Genomic DNA, 17,254 nt, shown 5'->3' with positions numbered 1-17,254 from the left:
GTGTGTGGACGTAAAGCGAAGCAGTCCACACACCAGGCCCCTCCGGCCCGTCACCGCACCCACAGCCCCGCGCAGCGGACCTGGCCCGCCGCAGGCGAAACGGCGGGAAAGCCGAAAACGGGGCGAGGCGAAGCGCAGCGCACCCGCCCCGCGCAGCGGACCTGGCCCGCCGCAGGCGCAACGGCGGGAAAGCCGAAGACGGGGCGAGGCGAAGCGCAGCGCACCCGCCCCGCGCAGCGGACCTGGCTCGCCGCAGGCGCAACGGCGGGAAAGCCGAAGACGGGGCGAGGCGAAGCGCAGCGCACCCGCCCCGCGCAGCGGACCTGGCCCGCCGCAGGCGCAACGGCGGGAAAGCCGAAGACGGGGCGAGGCGAAGCGCAGCGCACCCGCCCCGCGCAGCGGACCCGGCCCGCCGCAGGCGAAACGGCGAGAAACCCCCACGGCGGGACAGCCGAAAACGGGCGGAGACAAAGCGCAGCGCCCGGCGCAGCCGGATCGTCAGCGTGACTTGGCGACGATCACCAGGAAGCTCATGAACGCCAACAGCACATGCGTCGCCACGACGTAGAGGAACACCCGCACATACACCCCGCGCGGCGGTTTGCCCTCCTTGTACGTCCGGGCGGCGGGCGCCGTCCCGGGCAGCGGCTCCGAAGGCGGAGGCGCGGGTACGGCAGGAACGGTCTGATCGGGCACGACGGATGGTCCTTCCTTCAAGAACGGCGACCGGGGGTCACAGCCCGCGGCGCCTCGCGTCGTCGCCGAGGCACCACTCGGCGGCCCCGCTCTGCAACAGCGTGTGGACGAACAACAGCTCGGTCCCGCCCCGGGAGGCGGCGGAGATCCGGTGGGGCGTGAGCGAGTCGAAGTGCGCGGAGTCCCCCGGGTCCAGCACATGCACCGCCGCGCCGAGCGTCAGCCGCAGCCGCCCCTCCAGGACGTACAGCCACTCCTCGCCCGGATGCACCCGCACCAGATCGCCCTGCGTCCGCTGCGGCACATGGACCCGCAGCGCCTGCATCGCCCGCCCGGCTCCGCCCACGGTCCAATATGTCCAGCCGCCGACCTCGGACGGCTCCGTACGGTCCCCGCGCAGCACCGGGTCCCGCTCCGGCGCGGTCTCGCCGAGCAGGTCGGATACCGTGGTGCCGTAGGTACGGGCCAGCGCCAGCAGCACCGGCAGCGACGGCTGCCGCTGACGCGTCTCCAGCCGTGACAGATGCGCGGGCGAGAGTCCCACCAGCCGGGCCGCGGTCTCCAGCGTGAGGCCACTGCGTCTGCGCAGGTCACGAAGGCGCGGCGCGACGGTGGACAAGTCCCCCGGCGGAGCGCCGACGGGCTCGTCGGGAAGCTCGGTCATACCCCCTGGTATAGCGATCCTTCGCCTGTTGGGCAAAAGATTTGCCTGACAGGCAAAAGTCCCGGCCTGCCTTCGGCCTCCCGGCCGCCACCCGTCCCCAACTCCCGGCCTCCCGTGAGGCCATGGGCCGATGCCCGCCTCCCCGGGCCGGAATCACGCCCTCCGGGCCACTGTCTTTGCGTGATGACGCCTTCACCACAGGTGAAGGAACGGTCCGAATGGCGGGCGTTCACCTCATACGTGCACGCGCGTCTTCACACTCGTCTGGCTCACCGCACGTCTCAACCAATGAACAGGCACGACCATGAGCCGGACCATCTCCCCGCCGCCCCAGGGCTCCCCGCAGCCCGTGCAGAACGGCGAGGCCGTGCTGTCGCACGGCCTCAAGCAGCGCCATCTGTCGATGATCGCGCTCGGCGGGGTCATCGGCGCGGGCCTCTTCGTCGGCTCCGGGGTCGGCATCGCCGCGGCCGGGCCGGCCATCGTCCTCCTCTTCGCGGGTACCGGCGCGCTGGTCATGCTGATCATGCGGATGCTCGGCGAGATGTCCGCCGCCCGGCCCTCCACCGGCTCGTTCTCGGTGCATGCCGAGGCGGAACTCGGCTCCTGGGCAGGGGCCACCTCGGGCTGGATGTACTGGTTGATGCTCTGTGCCGGCGTGGCCGCCGAGGCCACCGCGGCGGGCACGATCATGCACACCTGGGTGTCGTTCATCCCCGCCTACGGCTGGGTGGCGATCTTCATGGTGTTCTTCTGCGCCAGCAACCTCACCGCGGTCAAGAACTTCGGCGAGTTCGAGTTCTGGTTCTCCGCCGTCAAGGTCACGGCGATCGTCGCCTTTCTGGTGCTGGGTGTGCTCGGCATTCTCGGGGTGTTCGGCAGTGCGCCCGGCACCAGCCATCTCACCGGCCACGGCGGTTTCTTCCCGACCGGCGCCGCCGGGCTCGCCGCCGGGCTGCTGACCACCATCTCCGGTTTCGCCGGTCTGGAGACCGTCACCATCGCGGCGGCGGAGTCCGACGACCCGAGCCGGAACGTGGCCCGTGCCGTCCGCACCGCCGTCTGGCGTATCGCCGTGTTCTACATCGGCTCGATGGCCGTGGTGGTCACCCTGGTGCCGTGGAACAACCCGAAGGTCGCCACGGACGGCCCGTACGTCACCGTGCTCGACCGGCTCGGTATCCCGGCAGCCGGCACGATCATGCAGATCGTGGTGCTGGTGGCGCTGCTCTCCGCGATGAACGCCAACATCTACGGCTCGTCGCGCATGGCGTACTCCCTCGTCCACCGGGGCCTGGGGCCGCGTTTCCTGGCCAAGGTCACCCGGGGCGTGCCGGCCGCGGCGGTGCTGGCCTCCTGTGTGTTCGGCTTCGCGGCCGTGATCGCCGGAATCGTCTGGCCGACCACGGTGTTCGCCTGGCTGCTGAACATTGCCGGCTGCTCGGTGCTGGTCGTCTGGTCCATCGTCGGTCTCACCCAGCTGAAGATGCGCCGCCGCCTGGAGCGCGAGGCGCCCGAACTGCTCTCGGTGCGGATGTGGGCCTTCCCCTACCTGACCTGGCTGGCGCTGGCCGCCATCCTGGGTGTCTTCGCCGTCATGGCCGGCAGTACGGACGGGCGGCAGCAGCTCGCCGGCACGGCCGTCGTGGCCGCTGCGCTGGCAGCTGCGGGCCACCTCAAGCAGCGCCGTGACCGGCAGGCCGCCCTCGGCGCCTGAGCCGGGCGACCCTGGGTCCCCGAGGGGCACCTCGGGGGCCGGGGTGGGGCGCTTCGCGGGTCCTGGCTGGGGCACCTCGGGGTGGTCCCGGATGAGTCCCCGTCGAATCCCCGTCGAGTCTCCGTCGAGTCTCCGTCGAGTCTCCGTCGAGCCTCCCCCCGAGCGGCAGAGGTCCCCCCCCGTACCAGGGGTGAGACGTGGGCGCAGTATGGGGAGAATTGGGGCGGTTGGTGGGCGTGGTGTTGTGAACTCCCGGAAAACTTCCGCCCGTTGGGATTGACAGGATCATGTCTACGCGCGTCATTCTGGATGGCATGAGAATCCCCCCACGGATCACCAAGTTCGGCGCCGCCGGCGCCCTCGCTTCGGCCCTTCTCATCGGCGGGACCGCGGTCGCCGCCACACCTGCCGTCGCCACGACCCACCCGGCCACCTCGTACGCCGCCACGGCGCACGTCAGGTCCGTGCACGTCAAGGACGTCGGCAAGACCTGCTACTCCAAACTGCCCTCGCAGGCCCACGACACCCTCGATCTGATCGCCAAGGGTGGGCCCTACCCGTATCCCAAGGACGGGACGGTCTTCGACAACCGGGAGGGCATCCTGCCGTCCCAGAGCTCGGAGTACTACCACGAGTTCACCGTTGTCACGCCCGGCTCGCCCGACCGCGGTGCGCGACGCATCGTGACCGGCGAGAAGAAGGACGAGGACTACTACACCGCCGACCACTACAAGACATTCGATCTCGTCGACCGCGGCTGCTGACGGCCCGCGGCGGGTTGCGATGCAGTCGGCCTGAGATGCAGTCGGCCTGAGATGCAGTCGGCCTGAGATGCCGTCGGCTGAGTGGCCGTCGGGCTGAGTGGCCGCCCGTACGAGGGCAGCAGAGCAGCACGCCACAGCGGTACAGCGATACAGCGAAACGGCTGAAGAGCGGAACAGTGGAACAGTGGGGCGGCGGGCCCGGTCAGGGTCCGCCGCCTTCCATACGACGGCGGCCGGGGTGTGCAGGCACCCCGGCCGCCGTCGTGCTGTCCGCGGGTGCCGCGCGTCCATCCCGTGCGCCCCACGCCCGGCGCCCACGTCGTGCGCCCCCTCTCACCTCCCTCTTCTCCCCATTCTTGGCAGAAGGGGCGCACGGGGCGCACCCCCGAGAGAGGATTGTCAGTGGTTCCCGGTAGCGTTTCGGCAGAAACGAGGAGCGGGCGGGCATCAGCGGAAAAAGACCATCTGGGGTCGGCTGCTGGGGCACGCCCCGGAAAGTGCCGTATCCACCGTGGGCATGGTGAACCGGCACAAGGCGTTGGAGACAAGGAAGGACGGCGAACTGCCGTGTATCGCTGGGAGATCACCCGGGCCGCTCTGGCGCAGCGGGTTTTCGCCATCGTCCGGAGCAGAACGTATGACGAGGCGAGCGCCACGGCCGACACCCTGCTGTCGGCGGGCATCACCAGCCTGGAGATATCCCTCACCACCCCGTTCGCCCTGGAGGCGGTCACGACGCTCACCCGCGAGCTGGGCGACGACGCCGTCATCGGCGCGGGCACGGTCCTTGACGCGGTATCGGCCCGGATGGCGGTCGACGCGGGCGCCCGCTATCTCGTCTCGCCGAGCCTCGACGCCGAGGTCATCCGTACCGGCCACCGCTACGGCATTCCGGTCTTCCCCGGGGTGTCGACGCCGACCGAAATGGTCCGCGCGCTCGAACTCGGCGCGGACGCGCTCAAGCTGTTCCCCGCCTCGGGGCACGACCCGGCCTGGCTGGCGGAGGTCCGTGCCTCACTGCCGCAGGTGCCGCTGCTGCCGACGGGTGGGGTGACGGTCGACAACGCGCCGGAGTGGATCGCGGCGGGGGCCGTTGCCGTCGGTATGGGAACGGCGCTCTCCGAGGGGGACCGCGAGACCGTCGCCAAGCGCGCCGCCGACCTCCTCAACCGCCTGGACGAAGCCGCCCCCGACCGCTCGGCCACCAGAGGTACGGCGAACCTCTACGAGGACTGACGGGTCCTCGGCTCGCCATCCCGCCGGCCGCTGTGGTCACACCGCATCGGCCTTTCCGGTCACCGCACCTTCCGGACACCACACCGGCCGTCCGGCCGTCCCGTCGGCCGGTCAAGGGGTTCACCTGCACCGCGGGCTCTGTCACTCTGAGCGCTTCGATCATGCGATCACGCCGCCGCGTCCAGGAGTCACAGGAGCCCTTATGAAGCGCGCCGCCACCCTCTCCGCCCTGGCTTGTCTGCTCGCCGTCACCGCCGCCGCACCGGCGGTCTCGGACGCCCCGACCGGAGGAGGGGGTGCCCCACTCGCCGCCGGCGCGAAGGCCTCGGTCCTCGACGCCATCCCCCGGCGCGGTGTGCTGCGGGTCTGCACCACCGGCGACTACCGCCCCTTCAGCCACCTCGACCCCACGACCGGCACCTACAGCGGTGTGGACATCGACATGGCCGGGGACCTCGCCAAGAGCCTTGACGCCACCCCCCGTTACGTGGCCACGACCTGGGCCGAGCTCGTCGGCGACCTGTCGGCCGGCCGCTGTGACATCGCCATGGGCGGCGTCTCGGTCACCCTCCCGCGCGCCCGCTCCGTCTACTTCAGCGAGCCCACCCGCACCGACGGCAAGACCCCCCTCGTGCGCTGCGCGGACAAGGACAAGTACCAGACCCTGCAACAGATCGACCGGCCCGGAACCAAGGTCATCGTCAACCCCGGTGGCACCAACGAGGAATTCGCCCGCGCCCATATCCGGCGGGCCACCCTCACGGTTCACCCGGACAACACCACGATCTTCGACGAGATCATCGCTGGCCGCGCGGATGTGATGATGACCGACGCGAGCGAGACCCGCTACCAGGCCAAGATCCACCCCGAACTCTGCTCACTCCACCCGGACAAGCCCTTCTCCTTCTCCGAGAAGGCCTACGCCCTGCCCCGCGGCGACATCGAGTTCAAGGCGTACGTGGACCAGTGGGTACACCTGGCCACCCATGACGGGACCTACCGCAAGTACGAGGACGCCTGGATGAAGTGATGCGGCGTGAAGTGATGAAGTGGCGCGCACCCATGGATACGGTGCCGTATGGGAGAGCTGGCTCTCATCTCGGCCAGGTCTTCTTCGGAGGTTCGGCGAAAGGCGGTGGGCGAGATGGCCGGTGCAGTACAGGAGAGTGCGGCGCTCGATCTTGTGGCGGCGCAGCAGGGGCTGGACGCACAGCCGTTCAGCAGGCTGGTGCAGGCACGGATCACCGGGTTCGGGGGCGGCGCGGCGACGCTGGAGATCGATATCCGCGACGAACTCCTGCAACAGCACGGGTTCGTGCACGGCGGAGTGCTCTCGTACGCCGCCGACAACACCCTCACCTTTGCCGCGGCCACGGCCCTGGGCCCGGCCATCGTCACCGGCGGCTTCTCCATCCAGTATCTGCGCCCGGCACGCGGCCGTACGCTGCGGGCCCGCGCCGAGGTCGTACACGCCGGACGCCGGCAGGCGGTGTGCCGCTGCGAACTGACGGTGATCGATGACGCGGGGGAGGAGAGCGTGTGCGCGGTGGCCCAGGGGACGGTGCTGCCGCTCAACGCTCCGGCGGGCGGCACGGAGTGAGAGGTGGTCCGGCCGACAACGGCGCCGGCCGTAGCCGGTAGCAGGCGCCGGCCGGGGCAAGCGGCAACGGACGACACAGGTCAATGCCTGCGGGAGCGAAGGGTGGCGAGGCCGAAGGCCAGTCCTCCGGCGATGAACCAGGGGTTCCAGAGGACCAGCGTCCAGGTCCGCTGTTCCACACTCACGGAGGTGTCCAGGGGCGTCGTGTCGGTCAGCAGCAGCACCTCGATACCGATGCCACGGGCCAACAGGAGGGCACTGACGCCCCACCCGAGCCACCGCGCCGGCAGAGCGGGAACGCCCCGGAGCCCGGACCGGGCAAGCAGCCATGCCAGCCGGGCGCCGAGGAGGCAGAGCGCACCCACACCCCACAAGCCGGCTACGACGAACCACAGCGGGCGCTCGGCGGCCAGCGGTCCGGCGGAGATGCTCAGCCCCACATCACCGCCAACGGCCCAGTAGAAGTGCAACCCGGCGAACGCGGCTGCCCACCAGCATGCGATACGCCCCCACAGCGTGGACGGCTCTGTGTCCGTTCCCTCCGGTTCGCGTTTCACTGTCGGCCCTCAAGGGTGTCGCACCTGTCAGCGCACGGGCCGTCGTCGTCGGACTCGTCTCGCTGATTGCCATGGGGCCACTGTTCTGGATCCGCAGCGCGCAGGGATCGGACCGGCGGATGATCCGCTTCCCCCGTGTGGCGGAGGCACTGCCATGGAGATCCACCGCACGGCGGAGTGCCACGGCCTCGCCGGCCAGGCCTTGGGACTTGGGCCCCTAGGACTCGTCGTCCTCGTTCTTGGCCTCGTTCGTCGCCTCGTCCACGGCCTCGCGAGGCGGCGCCCGGTGTGAAAGGACATTGACGACCCGGCCGTTCGGATCCTTGACGAAGAACCGGCGGACGCCCCACTCCTCGTCCCGGAGCGGCCGGACGATGTCTGCGCCGGCGGCCGGCAGGGCGGTGTGGACCGCGTCCACGTCGTCGACCTCGATGCTCATGTCGGGGGTGACCGGGGCGGTCTTGTCGTGGGTCATGAAGGTGAGCTGGGCGGTGGGGATGGCGGGGGATGCCAGGGTCATGACCCAGCCCTGGTTCATGACCTCCTCGAACCCCAGCAGGCCGTAGAAGGTGCGGTTCTCCTCCAGGGCGTCGGACTGGATGTCGGGGACGACGCGACGTACGGACATGGCCGGCTGACTCCTCGGGGAGGGGCGGGGCGTTACGAAGGGTAAGGCGCGCGAAGGTCCCTGGCCCCTTGTCCGGACAATGTGACCTCCGGACTTCCCGTCATCTGTCCGGACGGATACGCTCGCCAGCGTGGGGAAACGCGAAACAGCAGCCCGGGGCGCCGAGAGCCCCCTCCAGTTCAGCGTGGACCGGAACAGTCCGGTCCCGTTGTATTTCCAGCTGTCCCAGCAGCTGGAGGCCGCGATCGAGCACGGCAAGCTGGCTCCCGGCAGCCTGCTCGGCAATGAGATCGAGCTGGCCGGCCGGCTCGGCCTGTCCCGGCCGACGGTGCGGCAGGCGATCCAGTCGCTGGTCGACAAGGGGCTCCTGGTGCGCCGCAGGGGGATCGGCACCCAGGTCGTCCACAGCCAGGTCAAGCGTCCGCTGGAGCTGAGCAGCCTCTACGACGACCTGGAGGCGGCCGGGCAGAAGCCGGCCACCCGTGTGCTGCTCAACACCACCACCGAGGCCGATGCCGAGGTCGCCGCCGCGCTGGGGATCGCGGAGGGGGCCGAGGTCGCGCTGGTCGAGCGGCTGCGGCTGACGCACGGCGAGCCCGTCGCGCATCTGCGCAACCACCTTCCCGCGGGGCTGCTCACGCTGGAGACGGCCGAGCTGGAGGAGACCGGTCTGTACCGCCTCATGCGGTCGGCCGGCATCACCCTGCACAGCGCCCGTCAGGCGGTCGGCGCGCGCGCCGCGACCGTCGAGGAGGGGGAACGGCTCGACGAGCCCGAGGGCGCCCCGCTGCTCACGATGCAGCGCACCACGTTCGACGACACCGGGCGCGCGGTCGAATTCGGCTCGCATGTCTATCGCGCCTCCCGCTACGCCTTCGAGTTCCAGTTGCTCGTGCGCCCCTGAGAGCGCCCCTGAGAGAGGCCCTGAGGCGGCGGCCCTGGCGGCGGTCCGAGCGCCCCGGAGCGCCGCGCCGAGCGCCCCTGAGCGCCCCTGAGCGTCCCTGAGGGGCCAGGCGCGGCCGGGAGCGGCCGGCCGGACCGCCGGTCGCTGCGACGCCCCCGAGGCAGTCCGCCCGACGAAGCGGTTCCCGTAGCAATGTCCCCCTATGGGACACCTCTGCGGAGCCCCTTCGTCAGAATGTTCTGACAAACCATTGACGTGGCTCTGTGTGCGCCGTTACAAACTCCTCCAGCCGCAGTCCGGCGGCCGGGAGAAAAGGCGGTCCCACGATGATGGGCGTGCATACGGCTGGTCCCCTCACTGTTCGCGGCGTCGCGGCGCGCAGCGCCGCCGCCTTACTGACGACCCTCGCCCTGGCCACCGGGTGCAGCGCCCCCGGCGGGCAGGGCGCCGGGGGTGTGGCGTCCGGGTCCGGCAAGGGCGCCACCACCCCGCGCATGACGATCGGGATGGTCAGCCACTCCGGCGACGGCGACACCTTCTGGGACATCGTGCAGAACGGTGCCGAGCAGGCCGCCGCCAAGGACAACGTGAAGTTCCTGTATGCCCATGACAAGGAGGGTGCCCAGCAGGCCGCGCTGATCCAGTCGTACATCGATCAGAAGGTCGACGGGCTGATCGTCACCCTCGCCAAGCCGCAGGCCGTCAAGGCGGCCGTCCGGAAGGCCGAGGCACAGGGCATACCCGTCATCACCATCAACTCCGGCGGCGAGCTCTCCCGGGCGTACGGGGCGCTGACGCACATCGGGCAGGACGAGTCCGTGGCGGGGCGCGCGGTCGGCGAGGAGCTGAACCGCCGGCACCGGAAGAAGGCCCTCTGCGTCGTCCACGAGCAGGGCAATGTGTCGCTGGAGGACCGCTGTGCCGGGGTCCGCAAGGCGTTCCACGGGACGGTCGAGAACCTTGATGTCGACGGCACCAACGCGCCCGCCTCGCAGTCCTCCGTCGAGGCCGAGCTCCAGTCCGACAAGGACATCGACGCCATCGTCACGCTCGGTGCGCCGATGGCGGCGATCTCCGTCAAGGCCAAGGAGGAGGCGGGCAGCTCCGCGCAGCTCGCGACCTTCGACCTGAACTCCGCCGTCGTCAAGCTGCTCAAGGCCAAGGACGTCACCTTCGCCGTCGACCAGCAGCCCTACCTCCAGGGCTACGAGGCGGTGGATCTGCTCTGGCTCCACAAGGCCAATGCCGATGTGCTCGGCGGCGGCAGGCCGGTGCTCACCGGGCCCGCCCTGGTCACCGGGAAGGACGTACCGAAGCTGACCGCATACACCGGGCGAGGCACCCGGTGAAGCCCCAGGGAAGACGGGACCCGATGAACCGGGACAGATCACCGGTAACGGATACTTGGCCGGTTGGGCCCGGCCGACCGGTGCCGGAGGCGGTGCATGACACCGTACGCACCCGGACCGGCCGGTCCGGACAGCGCAGAAAACCAACGCAGTCGATACGGCAGCATCAGCGGGAAGGGCGAGTCCTCGTGGCACGGGTTGGAAGAAGGGGACGCGCCGTCGGCGCCGTGCTGGCGGCGGTGCTCGGCGTGGCTCTGGCGGGGTGCAGCAGCACCGGAGGCCTGCGCGCCGAACAGGAACGCGCCGCCAAGTCCGCGGGCGGCAAGGCCGCGGTGAACACCCCCAGGTGGACGTTCGCGATGGTCACCCACTCGGGAGACGGCGACACCTTCTGGGACATCGTCCAGAACGGCGCCCAGCAGGCCGCCGTCAAGGACAACATCAAGTTCGTCTACGGGCACGACAAGGAGGCCCAGCGGCAGAGCCAGCTGGTGCAGTCCTACATCGACCAGAAGGTCGACGGGCTGATCGTGTCGCTCGCCAAGCCCAGCGCCATGAAGGACGTGATCGCCAAGGCCGAGAAGGCCGGTATCCCGGTGATCACGGTGAACTCCGGCGCCGAGGAGTCGAAGGCGTTCGGTGCGCTCAGTCACATCGGGCAGGACGAGACGGTGGCCGGTGAGGCGGTCGGCGAGGAGCTGAACAAGCGCGGCCGGAAGAAGGCCCTGTGCGTCCTGCACGAACAGGGCAACGTCGGCCACGAGCAGCGCTGTGACGGCGCCAGGAAGACCTTCAAGGGAGATCTGCAGAAGCTGTACGTCGAGGGCACCAACATGCCCGATGTGCAGTCCTCCATCGAGTCCAAGCTCCAGGCGGACAGCTCCATCGACGCCGTCGTCACGCTCGGCGCCCCGTTCGCCCCCACCGCCGTCAAGGCCAAGGAGCAGGCCGGCAGCAAGGCCGAGATCGACACCTTCGACCTCAACGCCCAGGTCGCGACCGGCCTCAAGGACGGCTCCCTCGGCTTCGCCGTCGACCAGCAGCCCTACCTCCAGGGCTACGAGGCCGTCGACCTGCTGTGGCTCTACAAGTACAACTCCGACGTCCTCGGCGGCGGCAAGCCGGTGCTCACCGGACCCCAGGTGATCACCAAGAAGGACGCCGACGCGCTGCAGGACTACACGAAGCGGGGGACGCGATGAGCCACACCGACGCACCACCGCTGCAGCCCGCGGGGCCGCCTGCCGAGAGCGGCGGCGACGAACGGCTGCTGCACCGTTCCCTGGCACGCCGGCTGATGGGCCGCCCCGAACTGGGCTCGGTCGTCGGCGCCGCCGCGGTCTTCGTGTTCTTCTCGATCGTCGCCGAACCGTTCCTGCAGGCCTCCAGCCTCTCCACCGTGCTCTATGCGTCCTCGACCATCGGCATCATGGCCGTGCCGGTGGCGCTGCTGATGATCGGCGGGGAATTCGATCTCTCGGCCGGCGTCATGGTCGTCAGCTCGGCGCTGATCTCCTCGATGTTCAGCTACCAGATGACTGCTGACACCTGGGTGGGCGTCGGGGTATCCCTGCTGGTCACCCTGGCCATCGGGGCCTTCAACGGCCTGCTGCTGACCCGGACGAAACTGCCCAGCTTCATCATCACGCTCGGCACCTTCTTCATGCTGACCGGCCTCAACCTCGGCTTCACCAAGCTGATCGACGGCACCGTCTCGACCAAGTCCATCGCCGACATGGAGGGCTTCGAGTCGGCCCGCAAGGTCTTCGCCTCGCATCTGACCCTCGGCAGTGTCGACATCCAGATCACCATCCTGTGGTGGATCGTGCTGGTCGCCCTCGCCACCTGGATCCTGCTGCGCACCCGCGTCGGCAACTGGATCTTCGCGGTCGGCGGCAACGCCGACGCCGCACGGGCGGTGGGCGTCCCGGTCACCAAGACCAAGATCGGCCTCTATATGGGCGTCGCCTTCGCCGCCTGGGTCTCCGGCCAGCACCTGCTGTTCTCGTACGACGCGATCCAGTCCGGTGACGGGGTGGGCAACGAATTCCTCTACATCATCGCCGCGGCGGTCGGCGGCTGTCTGATGACCGGCGGCTTCGGCTCGGCGATCGGTGCGGCCGTCGGCGCCTTCATCTTCGGCATGGCCAGCAAGGGCATCGTCTACGCGCAGTGGAATCCGGACTGGTACAAGTTCTTCCTCGGCGCGATGCTGCTGCTCGCCACACTCCTGAACGCATGGGTCCGCAAGCGGGCGGAGGAAAAGGCATGACCGCGCTGGTCGAGCTGAGTGACGTCAGCAAGTACTACGGCAATGTCCGGGCGCTGGAAGGCGTGTCCCTGGAGGTGCACGCGGGCGAGATCTCCTGTGTGCTCGGGGACAACGGCGCCGGCAAATCCACCCTCATCAAGATCATCGCGGGGCTGCACCGGCACGACGCAGGATCCTTCACCATCGACGGGGAGGAGACCGCCCTCGCCTCCCCGCGCGAGGCCCTGGACCGCGGGATCGCCACTGTCTACCAGGACCTGGCCGTCGTTCCCCTCATGCCGGTGTGGCGGAATTTCTTCCTCGGCTCCGAGCCCACCACCGGCGTGGGTCCCTTCAAACGGCTCGACGTCAAGACGATGCGCGAGACCACCCGCAGCGAGCTGCTGCGGATGGGCATCGACCTGCGCGACGTCGACCAGCCCATCGGCACCCTCTCGGGCGGCGAACGCCAGTGCGTGGCCATCGCCCGCGCCGTCTACTTCGGCGCCAAGGTCCTGGTCCTGGACGAGCCGACGGCGGCGCTCGGCGTCAAGCAGTCCGGCGTGGTCCTCAAGTACGTCGCGGCCGCGCGGGACGCCGGGCTCGGCGTGGTGTTGATCACCCACAATCCGCACCATGCGTATCTCGTCGGTGACCGCTTCGTTCTGCTCAAGCGCGGCGCCATGGCCGGCAGCCACGCCAAATCGGAGATCACCCTGGAAGAGCTGACCCGCCAAATGGCAGGCGGCAGCGAACTGGAACAGCTCAGTCATGAGCTGGCCCGGACCGAGACCCCGGAGTTTCCCGGCGGCCATCGCCCCGAGTGATCACCACCGCGCCCCGCACGGCCCCGGAGCTGTGCGGGGCGCGTCACTCACCGTCGCGATGCGCCGGACGCCGCCGGTGATGCACAATCGCACCGAACCCGCACATCGAGGCCCCGGCCTCCCGAGACCCGCAGGGACGAGACGACTCTTGCGCGCACAAAGCCGCCGCATGGGGGTACCACCCACGCCCATCAGGCAGTGGGGGAGACACGGCGAAGAGGTGGGTCGATGAGCATGTACCGGGACCGGGTGCACCGAGGATCGGCCAGCGCCACCGTGCTGCGCACGGTCGGCACCCGAGAGCGGCGCTCGCATCTGACCGCCCCCCGGGTGCCCACCGTCGGCATCGACATCGGCGGCACCAAGGTCATGGCGGGCGTCGTCGACGCCGACGGCACCATCCTGGAGAAGGTCCGCACCGAGACGCCGGACAAGTCCAAGAGCCCCCGGGTCGTCGAGGACACCATCACCGAGCTGGTGCTCGACCTCTCCGACCGCCACGACGTCCACGCGGTCGGCATCGGCGCGGCCGGCTGGGTCGACGCGGACCGCAGCAAGGTGCTGTTCGCACCCCATCTGAACTGGCGGAACGAACCCCTGCGCGACCGCCTCGCCGGCCGCCTCGCGGTCCCGGTCATGGTCGACAACGACGCCAACACCGCCGCCTGGGCGGAGTGGCGCTTCGGTGCCGGCCGCGGCGAGGACCACCTCGTCATGATCACGCTCGGTACCGGCATCGGCGGCGCGATCCTGGAGGACGGCGCCGTCAAGCGCGGCAAGTACGGCGTGGCCGGTGAATTCGGCCATATGCAGGTCGTCCCCGGCGGCCACCGCTGCCCGTGCGGCAACCGCGGCTGCTGGGAGCAGTACAGCTCCGGCAACGCCCTGGTGCGCGAGGCCCGCGAGCTGGCCGCCGCCGACTCCCCGGTCGCGTACAACATCATCGAGCGGGTCGGCGGCCGCATCGGCGACATCACCGGACCGCTGATCACCGAGCTGGCCCGGGAGGGCGACGCGATGTGCGTCGAACTCCTCCAGGAGATCGGCCAGTGGCTCGGCGTCGGCATCGCCAACCTCGCCGCTGCCCTAGACCCGTCGTGCTTCGTCATCGGCGGCGGCGTCAGCGCCGCCGACGACCTGCTGATCGGCCCGGCCAGGGAGGCCTTCCGGCGTCATCTCACCGGCCGCGGCTACCGTCCCGAAGCCACCCTCACCAAGGCTCAGTTGGGCCCCGAGGCCGGTATGGTCGGCGCCGCCGACCTGGCCCGCCTGGTGGCCCGCCGCTTCCGGCGCGCCAACCGGCGCCGGGTCGAGCGCTACGAACGATACGAACGGGCGGGCCGCCGATGACCGACACCGACCTGCACACCGTGCACGACGACGCCCAGCCCGCACCGGCTCCCCGCGTCAAGCGCCGGCGCCCGGTGCTGATGGCGCTGATCGTCTTCCTGCTGATCGCGATCCCGGCCGGCTATATCGTCATCTCCGCCGAGCAGAGCCGGGACAGCGGCGAGGGCAAGGAGGCCGAGGCCGCCGCCACCGGCCTGACCAACGCCTTCCCGTCCAAGGTCCAGCAGCGGATCTACAACGTCCCGGTGCCGATCGGCTCCACCCCGGTCTACTACTACGAGACCAACTCCTGGCAGACCAGTTCGCTGTTCGTGCAGTTCAGGACCAACAAGTGGGGACTTGAGCACTACCTCAACGCCGTCGGCACCAGCACCGCCGCCCTCAAGAAGAACCACCGGACCATCTCGCCCGAGCAGGCGTCGAAGGTCGGCTGGGACTTCGGCATCGACGCGCCCTGGGCCGGCACGACGACCACGGGCCGGTCACCGCACCCGTACCAGCGGATCATGGTCAACTTCGACGAGCCGGGTCACCCGGTCGTGCACACCGTCTCGACCGTGAGGTTCTGACGGTGACTTTCTGACGGTGACTTTCCGACCGTGACTTTCCGACCGTGACTCTCCGACCGTGGCGTTCCGGCGTGGAGTTCCGACGGTTCCGGCAGCCGCTCCGCGAAGCCCTCGTTCTCGCTCCGCGAAGCCCTGCCGGGAGAGGCGAGCCTCGGCTCGCCGCCTTCATCAGCTGACGCCAACTCACCGTGGCATCACCGCCGTGTGGCGTGAATTCAGTCGTCAGAACGCAGGTTCTTGGCCAACTGCCGTGCACCGTAAGCGACCGGGGGCACCAGCAGCATCCAGTACCAGGAGCCGGTGAGGATCATGAGGGTCACGGCGATGGCGCCGGAGAGCGGGAAGAGGCCATAGGCCGCATAGCCGGCCAGGGTGAGGGCACGCCCGCCCCGCTGCCGAGGTGCGAGGCCGTGGTCAGAGCGGTGTGCGGGAGGCGCACTGGTGGCGTGCTGCGGATCGGTGGAGTCGTACATGGCCTTTTCCTGGGGTCGGGTCACAGCTTGGGCAGAACCTCGTCGACGAAGAGCTTCAGACTGGAGTGCATCTGCTCGTAAGTCTGCCCACCGAAGTCGACATTCCATAGATAGGTATCGGCCTCGTACGTCTCGTGCAGTTTCCGGATCTGTTCCACGGCGGATTCCGGGGAGCCGATGACCGCGGTGCCATAGCGCTTGACGTCGAAGGTGCTCAGGTGCTTCATGTCACGGCCCATGGACTCGTATCCGATGTAGCCGCTGGAGCTGGTCGCTCGCCAGGAGCGGGCCGCCTCGGTCCATACCTGTACGTATTCGCGGTAGAGGGGTTCGGCGAGGCGGTATGCCTCTGCGTCGGTGCGTGCGATGTAGAGCGGAGTGCTCATGGCGATCCGCGGTGTCCTGGTGGCGCCGTGGGTGGCGGCGAAGACTTCGCGGTAGTGGTCGACCAGATGGCGGCTGACGCTGGTGTACTGGCGAGCCGGGGGGAGAGCGAGCAGGACGCCGAAACCCTTGGTGGCAAGCCAGGTGAAGCTCTCGGGGGACTTCACTGCCGCCCCCCACACCGGAGGGTGCGGACGCTGGGTGACCGGGGGGAGCGAGGTGGCGTCCGTGAAGGAGAAGTAGGGGGTGTCCTCGGTGACCTTCTCCTCGGACCACAGCCGCACCACGGCCTCGATCGTGGCCTCGTAGCGCGGCCGGCTCTCGTCCATCGGTACCTGGAACGCGTCGAACTCGTACGGCAGCCAGGCCCGGCCGAAGCCGGCGTCCACCCGGCCACCGCTGATGGCGTCGACCTGGGCGATGTGGGCGGCGAGCTGGATGGGGTGGTGGAAGGCCGGCAGCAGCGCGCCCGTCATCAGCCGGATACGGCTGGTCCGAGCAGCGACCGCGGTCAGGAAGGTCAGCGGGCTGGGGCAGTAGCCGCCGTAATCGCCGAGGTAGTGCTCGGTCATCTTGACGTAGCCGAGTCCGGCCTCGTCGCTGAACCTGCTGATGGCGATGGCATCGCGGTAGTACTCCGCGGGCGTGCGTCGCGAGGGACGGCAGTCGGGAAGAAGCGAGATGCCGTGTTCCATGGAGGGGATCACCTTCGTCGGAATGGTGGTGCGGGGCGGGACGGCGCACGGTGCAGGGCTCGCCGTCCCGCCGGTCCTCAAGGGGCCAGGCTCAACTGCAGGTGCTGGAGCACGAGGTGGTGCTGGAGCTCGTGCTGCAGCTCGTCGTGCTGGTGCAGCCGTCCATCATGGCGCCCTCGGCGCCGTTGTAGTCGTTGATCTCGAAGGTCTCCGACTCCAGGGCGAGCATCTCGCGCGCGAGGTCAGCGAGGTCGGGCTTGTCCGCCATCGTGGACTCCTTTCAAGTGGTTGCGCAGATGAGGTGGTTGCGCGGGTTGTGGGACGTTGAATCCGCCGAAACTCACGAGGCGGGGGTCAGCTGCAGCAGCTGCTGCACGAGGTGGTGCTGGAGCTGCAGGAGCTGCTGTCGCAGCTCGTGGACGAGCTGCCCAGCAGCTTGCCGTCGGCCTCGTTGTAGTCGTTGATCTCGAAGGTCTCCGACTCCAGGGTCAGCATGTCGCGTGCAAGGTCGGCGAGATCGGTTTTGATGGTCATACCGCGTTTGTCTCCTCTCACAGGGGTGTGGTCATGCGATGCGGCTGTGGCCGGGC

20 protein-coding genes are annotated in these 17,254 nt (G+C 69.4%); 12 read left to right on the top strand and 8 right to left on the bottom strand.

Going from position 1 to position 17,254, the window contains the following annotated elements; all coding sequences use genetic code 11:
• Positions 1–498: 498 nt before the first annotated feature.
• Positions 499–696, bottom strand: coding sequence for a DUF6126 family protein (locus tag OHS81_RS06675; protein WP_088800724.1), 198 nt, complete (start codon positions 694–696; stop codon positions 499–501).
• A gap of 37 nt (positions 697–733) precedes the next feature.
• Entirely contained in the window at positions 734–1,360 is a 627-nt protein-coding gene (locus OHS81_RS06670) for a helix-turn-helix domain-containing protein (protein ID WP_328383337.1), read from the bottom strand.
• A gap of 304 nt (positions 1,361–1,664) precedes the next feature.
• Here OHS81_RS06670 and OHS81_RS06665 point away from each other — a divergent pair, with 304 nt between their 5' ends.
• The 5 genes from OHS81_RS06665 (at position 1,665) to OHS81_RS06645 (ending at position 6,677) form a co-directional block, all read left to right on the top strand.
• Positions 1,665–3,077 (top strand): amino acid permease, encoded by a 1,413-nt coding sequence (locus OHS81_RS06665; protein WP_328383335.1) that lies wholly within the window; start codon positions 1,665–1,667, stop codon positions 3,075–3,077.
• Between the two features lie 314 nt (positions 3,078–3,391).
• On the top strand, positions 3,392–3,841 hold the full coding sequence (locus OHS81_RS06660) for a ribonuclease domain-containing protein (RefSeq protein ID WP_328383333.1): 450 nt from the start codon (positions 3,392–3,394) through the stop codon (positions 3,839–3,841).
• Between the two features lie 567 nt (positions 3,842–4,408).
• Positions 4,409–5,077 carry a bifunctional 4-hydroxy-2-oxoglutarate aldolase/2-dehydro-3-deoxy-phosphogluconate aldolase gene (locus tag OHS81_RS06655; RefSeq protein WP_328383331.1) on the top strand — a complete coding sequence of 223 codons (669 nt, stop codon included), beginning with the start codon at positions 4,409–4,411 and terminating at the stop codon, positions 5,075–5,077.
• A 202-nt stretch (positions 5,078–5,279) separates the two neighbouring features.
• Positions 5,280–6,107, top strand: a complete 828-nt coding sequence (locus tag OHS81_RS06650) for a transporter substrate-binding domain-containing protein (protein WP_328383329.1) — start codon at positions 5,280–5,282, stop codon at positions 6,105–6,107.
• 114 nt (positions 6,108–6,221) lie between these two features.
• Positions 6,222–6,677 (top strand): PaaI family thioesterase, encoded by a 456-nt coding sequence (locus OHS81_RS06645; RefSeq protein ID WP_328383327.1) that lies wholly within the window; start codon positions 6,222–6,224, stop codon positions 6,675–6,677.
• A gap of 80 nt (positions 6,678–6,757) precedes the next feature.
• Here OHS81_RS06645 and OHS81_RS06640 read toward each other — a convergent pair whose 3' ends face one another.
• Positions 6,758–7,234 (bottom strand): DUF3995 domain-containing protein, encoded by a 477-nt coding sequence (locus OHS81_RS06640; RefSeq protein WP_328383325.1) that lies wholly within the window; start codon positions 7,232–7,234, stop codon positions 6,758–6,760.
• Between the two features lie 217 nt (positions 7,235–7,451).
• Positions 7,452–7,862, bottom strand: a complete 411-nt coding sequence (locus tag OHS81_RS06635; protein WP_328383324.1) for a VOC family protein — start codon at positions 7,860–7,862, stop codon at positions 7,452–7,454.
• Between the two features lie 130 nt (positions 7,863–7,992).
• Here OHS81_RS06635 and OHS81_RS06630 point away from each other — a divergent pair, with 130 nt between their 5' ends.
• The 7 genes from OHS81_RS06630 to OHS81_RS06600 all read left to right on the top strand — a co-directional run bounded on the left by OHS81_RS06630 (position 7,993) and on the right by OHS81_RS06600 (position 15,112).
• Complete coding sequence (locus OHS81_RS06630; protein WP_328383322.1) at positions 7,993–8,766, top strand: GntR family transcriptional regulator; 774 nt, start codon at positions 7,993–7,995, stop codon at positions 8,764–8,766.
• Between the two features lie 326 nt (positions 8,767–9,092).
• On the top strand, positions 9,093–10,115 hold the full coding sequence (locus OHS81_RS06625; protein WP_328383320.1) for a sugar ABC transporter substrate-binding protein: 1,023 nt from the start codon (positions 9,093–9,095) through the stop codon (positions 10,113–10,115).
• A 188-nt stretch (positions 10,116–10,303) separates the two neighbouring features.
• On the top strand, positions 10,304–11,317 hold the full coding sequence (locus OHS81_RS06620; protein ID WP_328383318.1) for a sugar ABC transporter substrate-binding protein: 1,014 nt from the start codon (positions 10,304–10,306) through the stop codon (positions 11,315–11,317).
• Positions 11,314–12,387: an ABC transporter permease gene (locus OHS81_RS06615; protein WP_328383316.1), complete on the top strand. Its 1,074-nt coding sequence runs from the start codon at positions 11,314–11,316 to the stop codon at positions 12,385–12,387. Before OHS81_RS06620 ends, OHS81_RS06615 begins: the two co-directional genes overlap by 4 nt.
• Entirely contained in the window at positions 12,384–13,193 is an 810-nt protein-coding gene (locus tag OHS81_RS06610; protein WP_328383314.1) for an ATP-binding cassette domain-containing protein, read from the top strand. Before OHS81_RS06615 ends, OHS81_RS06610 begins: the two co-directional genes overlap by 4 nt.
• 228 nt (positions 13,194–13,421) lie before the next feature.
• Positions 13,422–14,543 carry an ROK family glucokinase gene (locus OHS81_RS06605; protein WP_328383312.1) on the top strand — a complete coding sequence of 374 codons (1,122 nt, stop codon included), beginning with the start codon at positions 13,422–13,424 and terminating at the stop codon, positions 14,541–14,543.
• Positions 14,540–15,112, top strand: a complete 573-nt coding sequence (locus OHS81_RS06600; protein WP_328383310.1) for a hypothetical protein — start codon at positions 14,540–14,542, stop codon at positions 15,110–15,112. Before OHS81_RS06605 ends, OHS81_RS06600 begins: the two co-directional genes overlap by 4 nt.
• A 215-nt stretch (positions 15,113–15,327) precedes the next feature.
• On the opposite strand, the gene OHS81_RS06595 is transcribed toward OHS81_RS06600, so the two are convergent.
• From OHS81_RS06595 to OHS81_RS06580, 4 genes are all read right to left on the bottom strand, one after another.
• On the bottom strand, positions 15,328–15,585 hold the full coding sequence (locus OHS81_RS06595; protein ID WP_328383309.1) for a hypothetical protein: 258 nt from the start codon (positions 15,583–15,585) through the stop codon (positions 15,328–15,330).
• Positions 15,586–15,605: 20 nt separating this feature from the next.
• A complete protein-coding gene (locus OHS81_RS06590; RefSeq protein ID WP_328383307.1) occupies positions 15,606–16,664 on the bottom strand; it encodes an LLM class flavin-dependent oxidoreductase in 1,059 nt (352 codons plus the stop codon).
• Between the two features lie 91 nt (positions 16,665–16,755).
• A complete protein-coding gene (locus OHS81_RS06585) occupies positions 16,756–16,932 on the bottom strand; it encodes a thiazolylpeptide-type bacteriocin (protein WP_328383306.1) in 177 nt (58 codons plus the stop codon).
• Positions 16,933–17,018: 86 nt separating this feature from the next.
• The gene (locus OHS81_RS06580; protein ID WP_328383304.1) at positions 17,019–17,198 is read right to left on the bottom strand and encodes a thiazolylpeptide-type bacteriocin; all 180 of its coding nucleotides are present in this window, start codon (positions 17,196–17,198) and stop codon (positions 17,019–17,021) included.
• Positions 17,199–17,254 lie beyond the last annotated feature (56 nt).

It is taken from the genome of Streptomyces sp. NBC_00400 (assembly GCF_036048035.1).
Lineage (GTDB): Bacteria > Actinomycetota > Actinomycetes > Streptomycetales > Streptomycetaceae > Streptomyces.
This window is presented reverse-complemented; position numbering and strand designations above follow the sequence as displayed.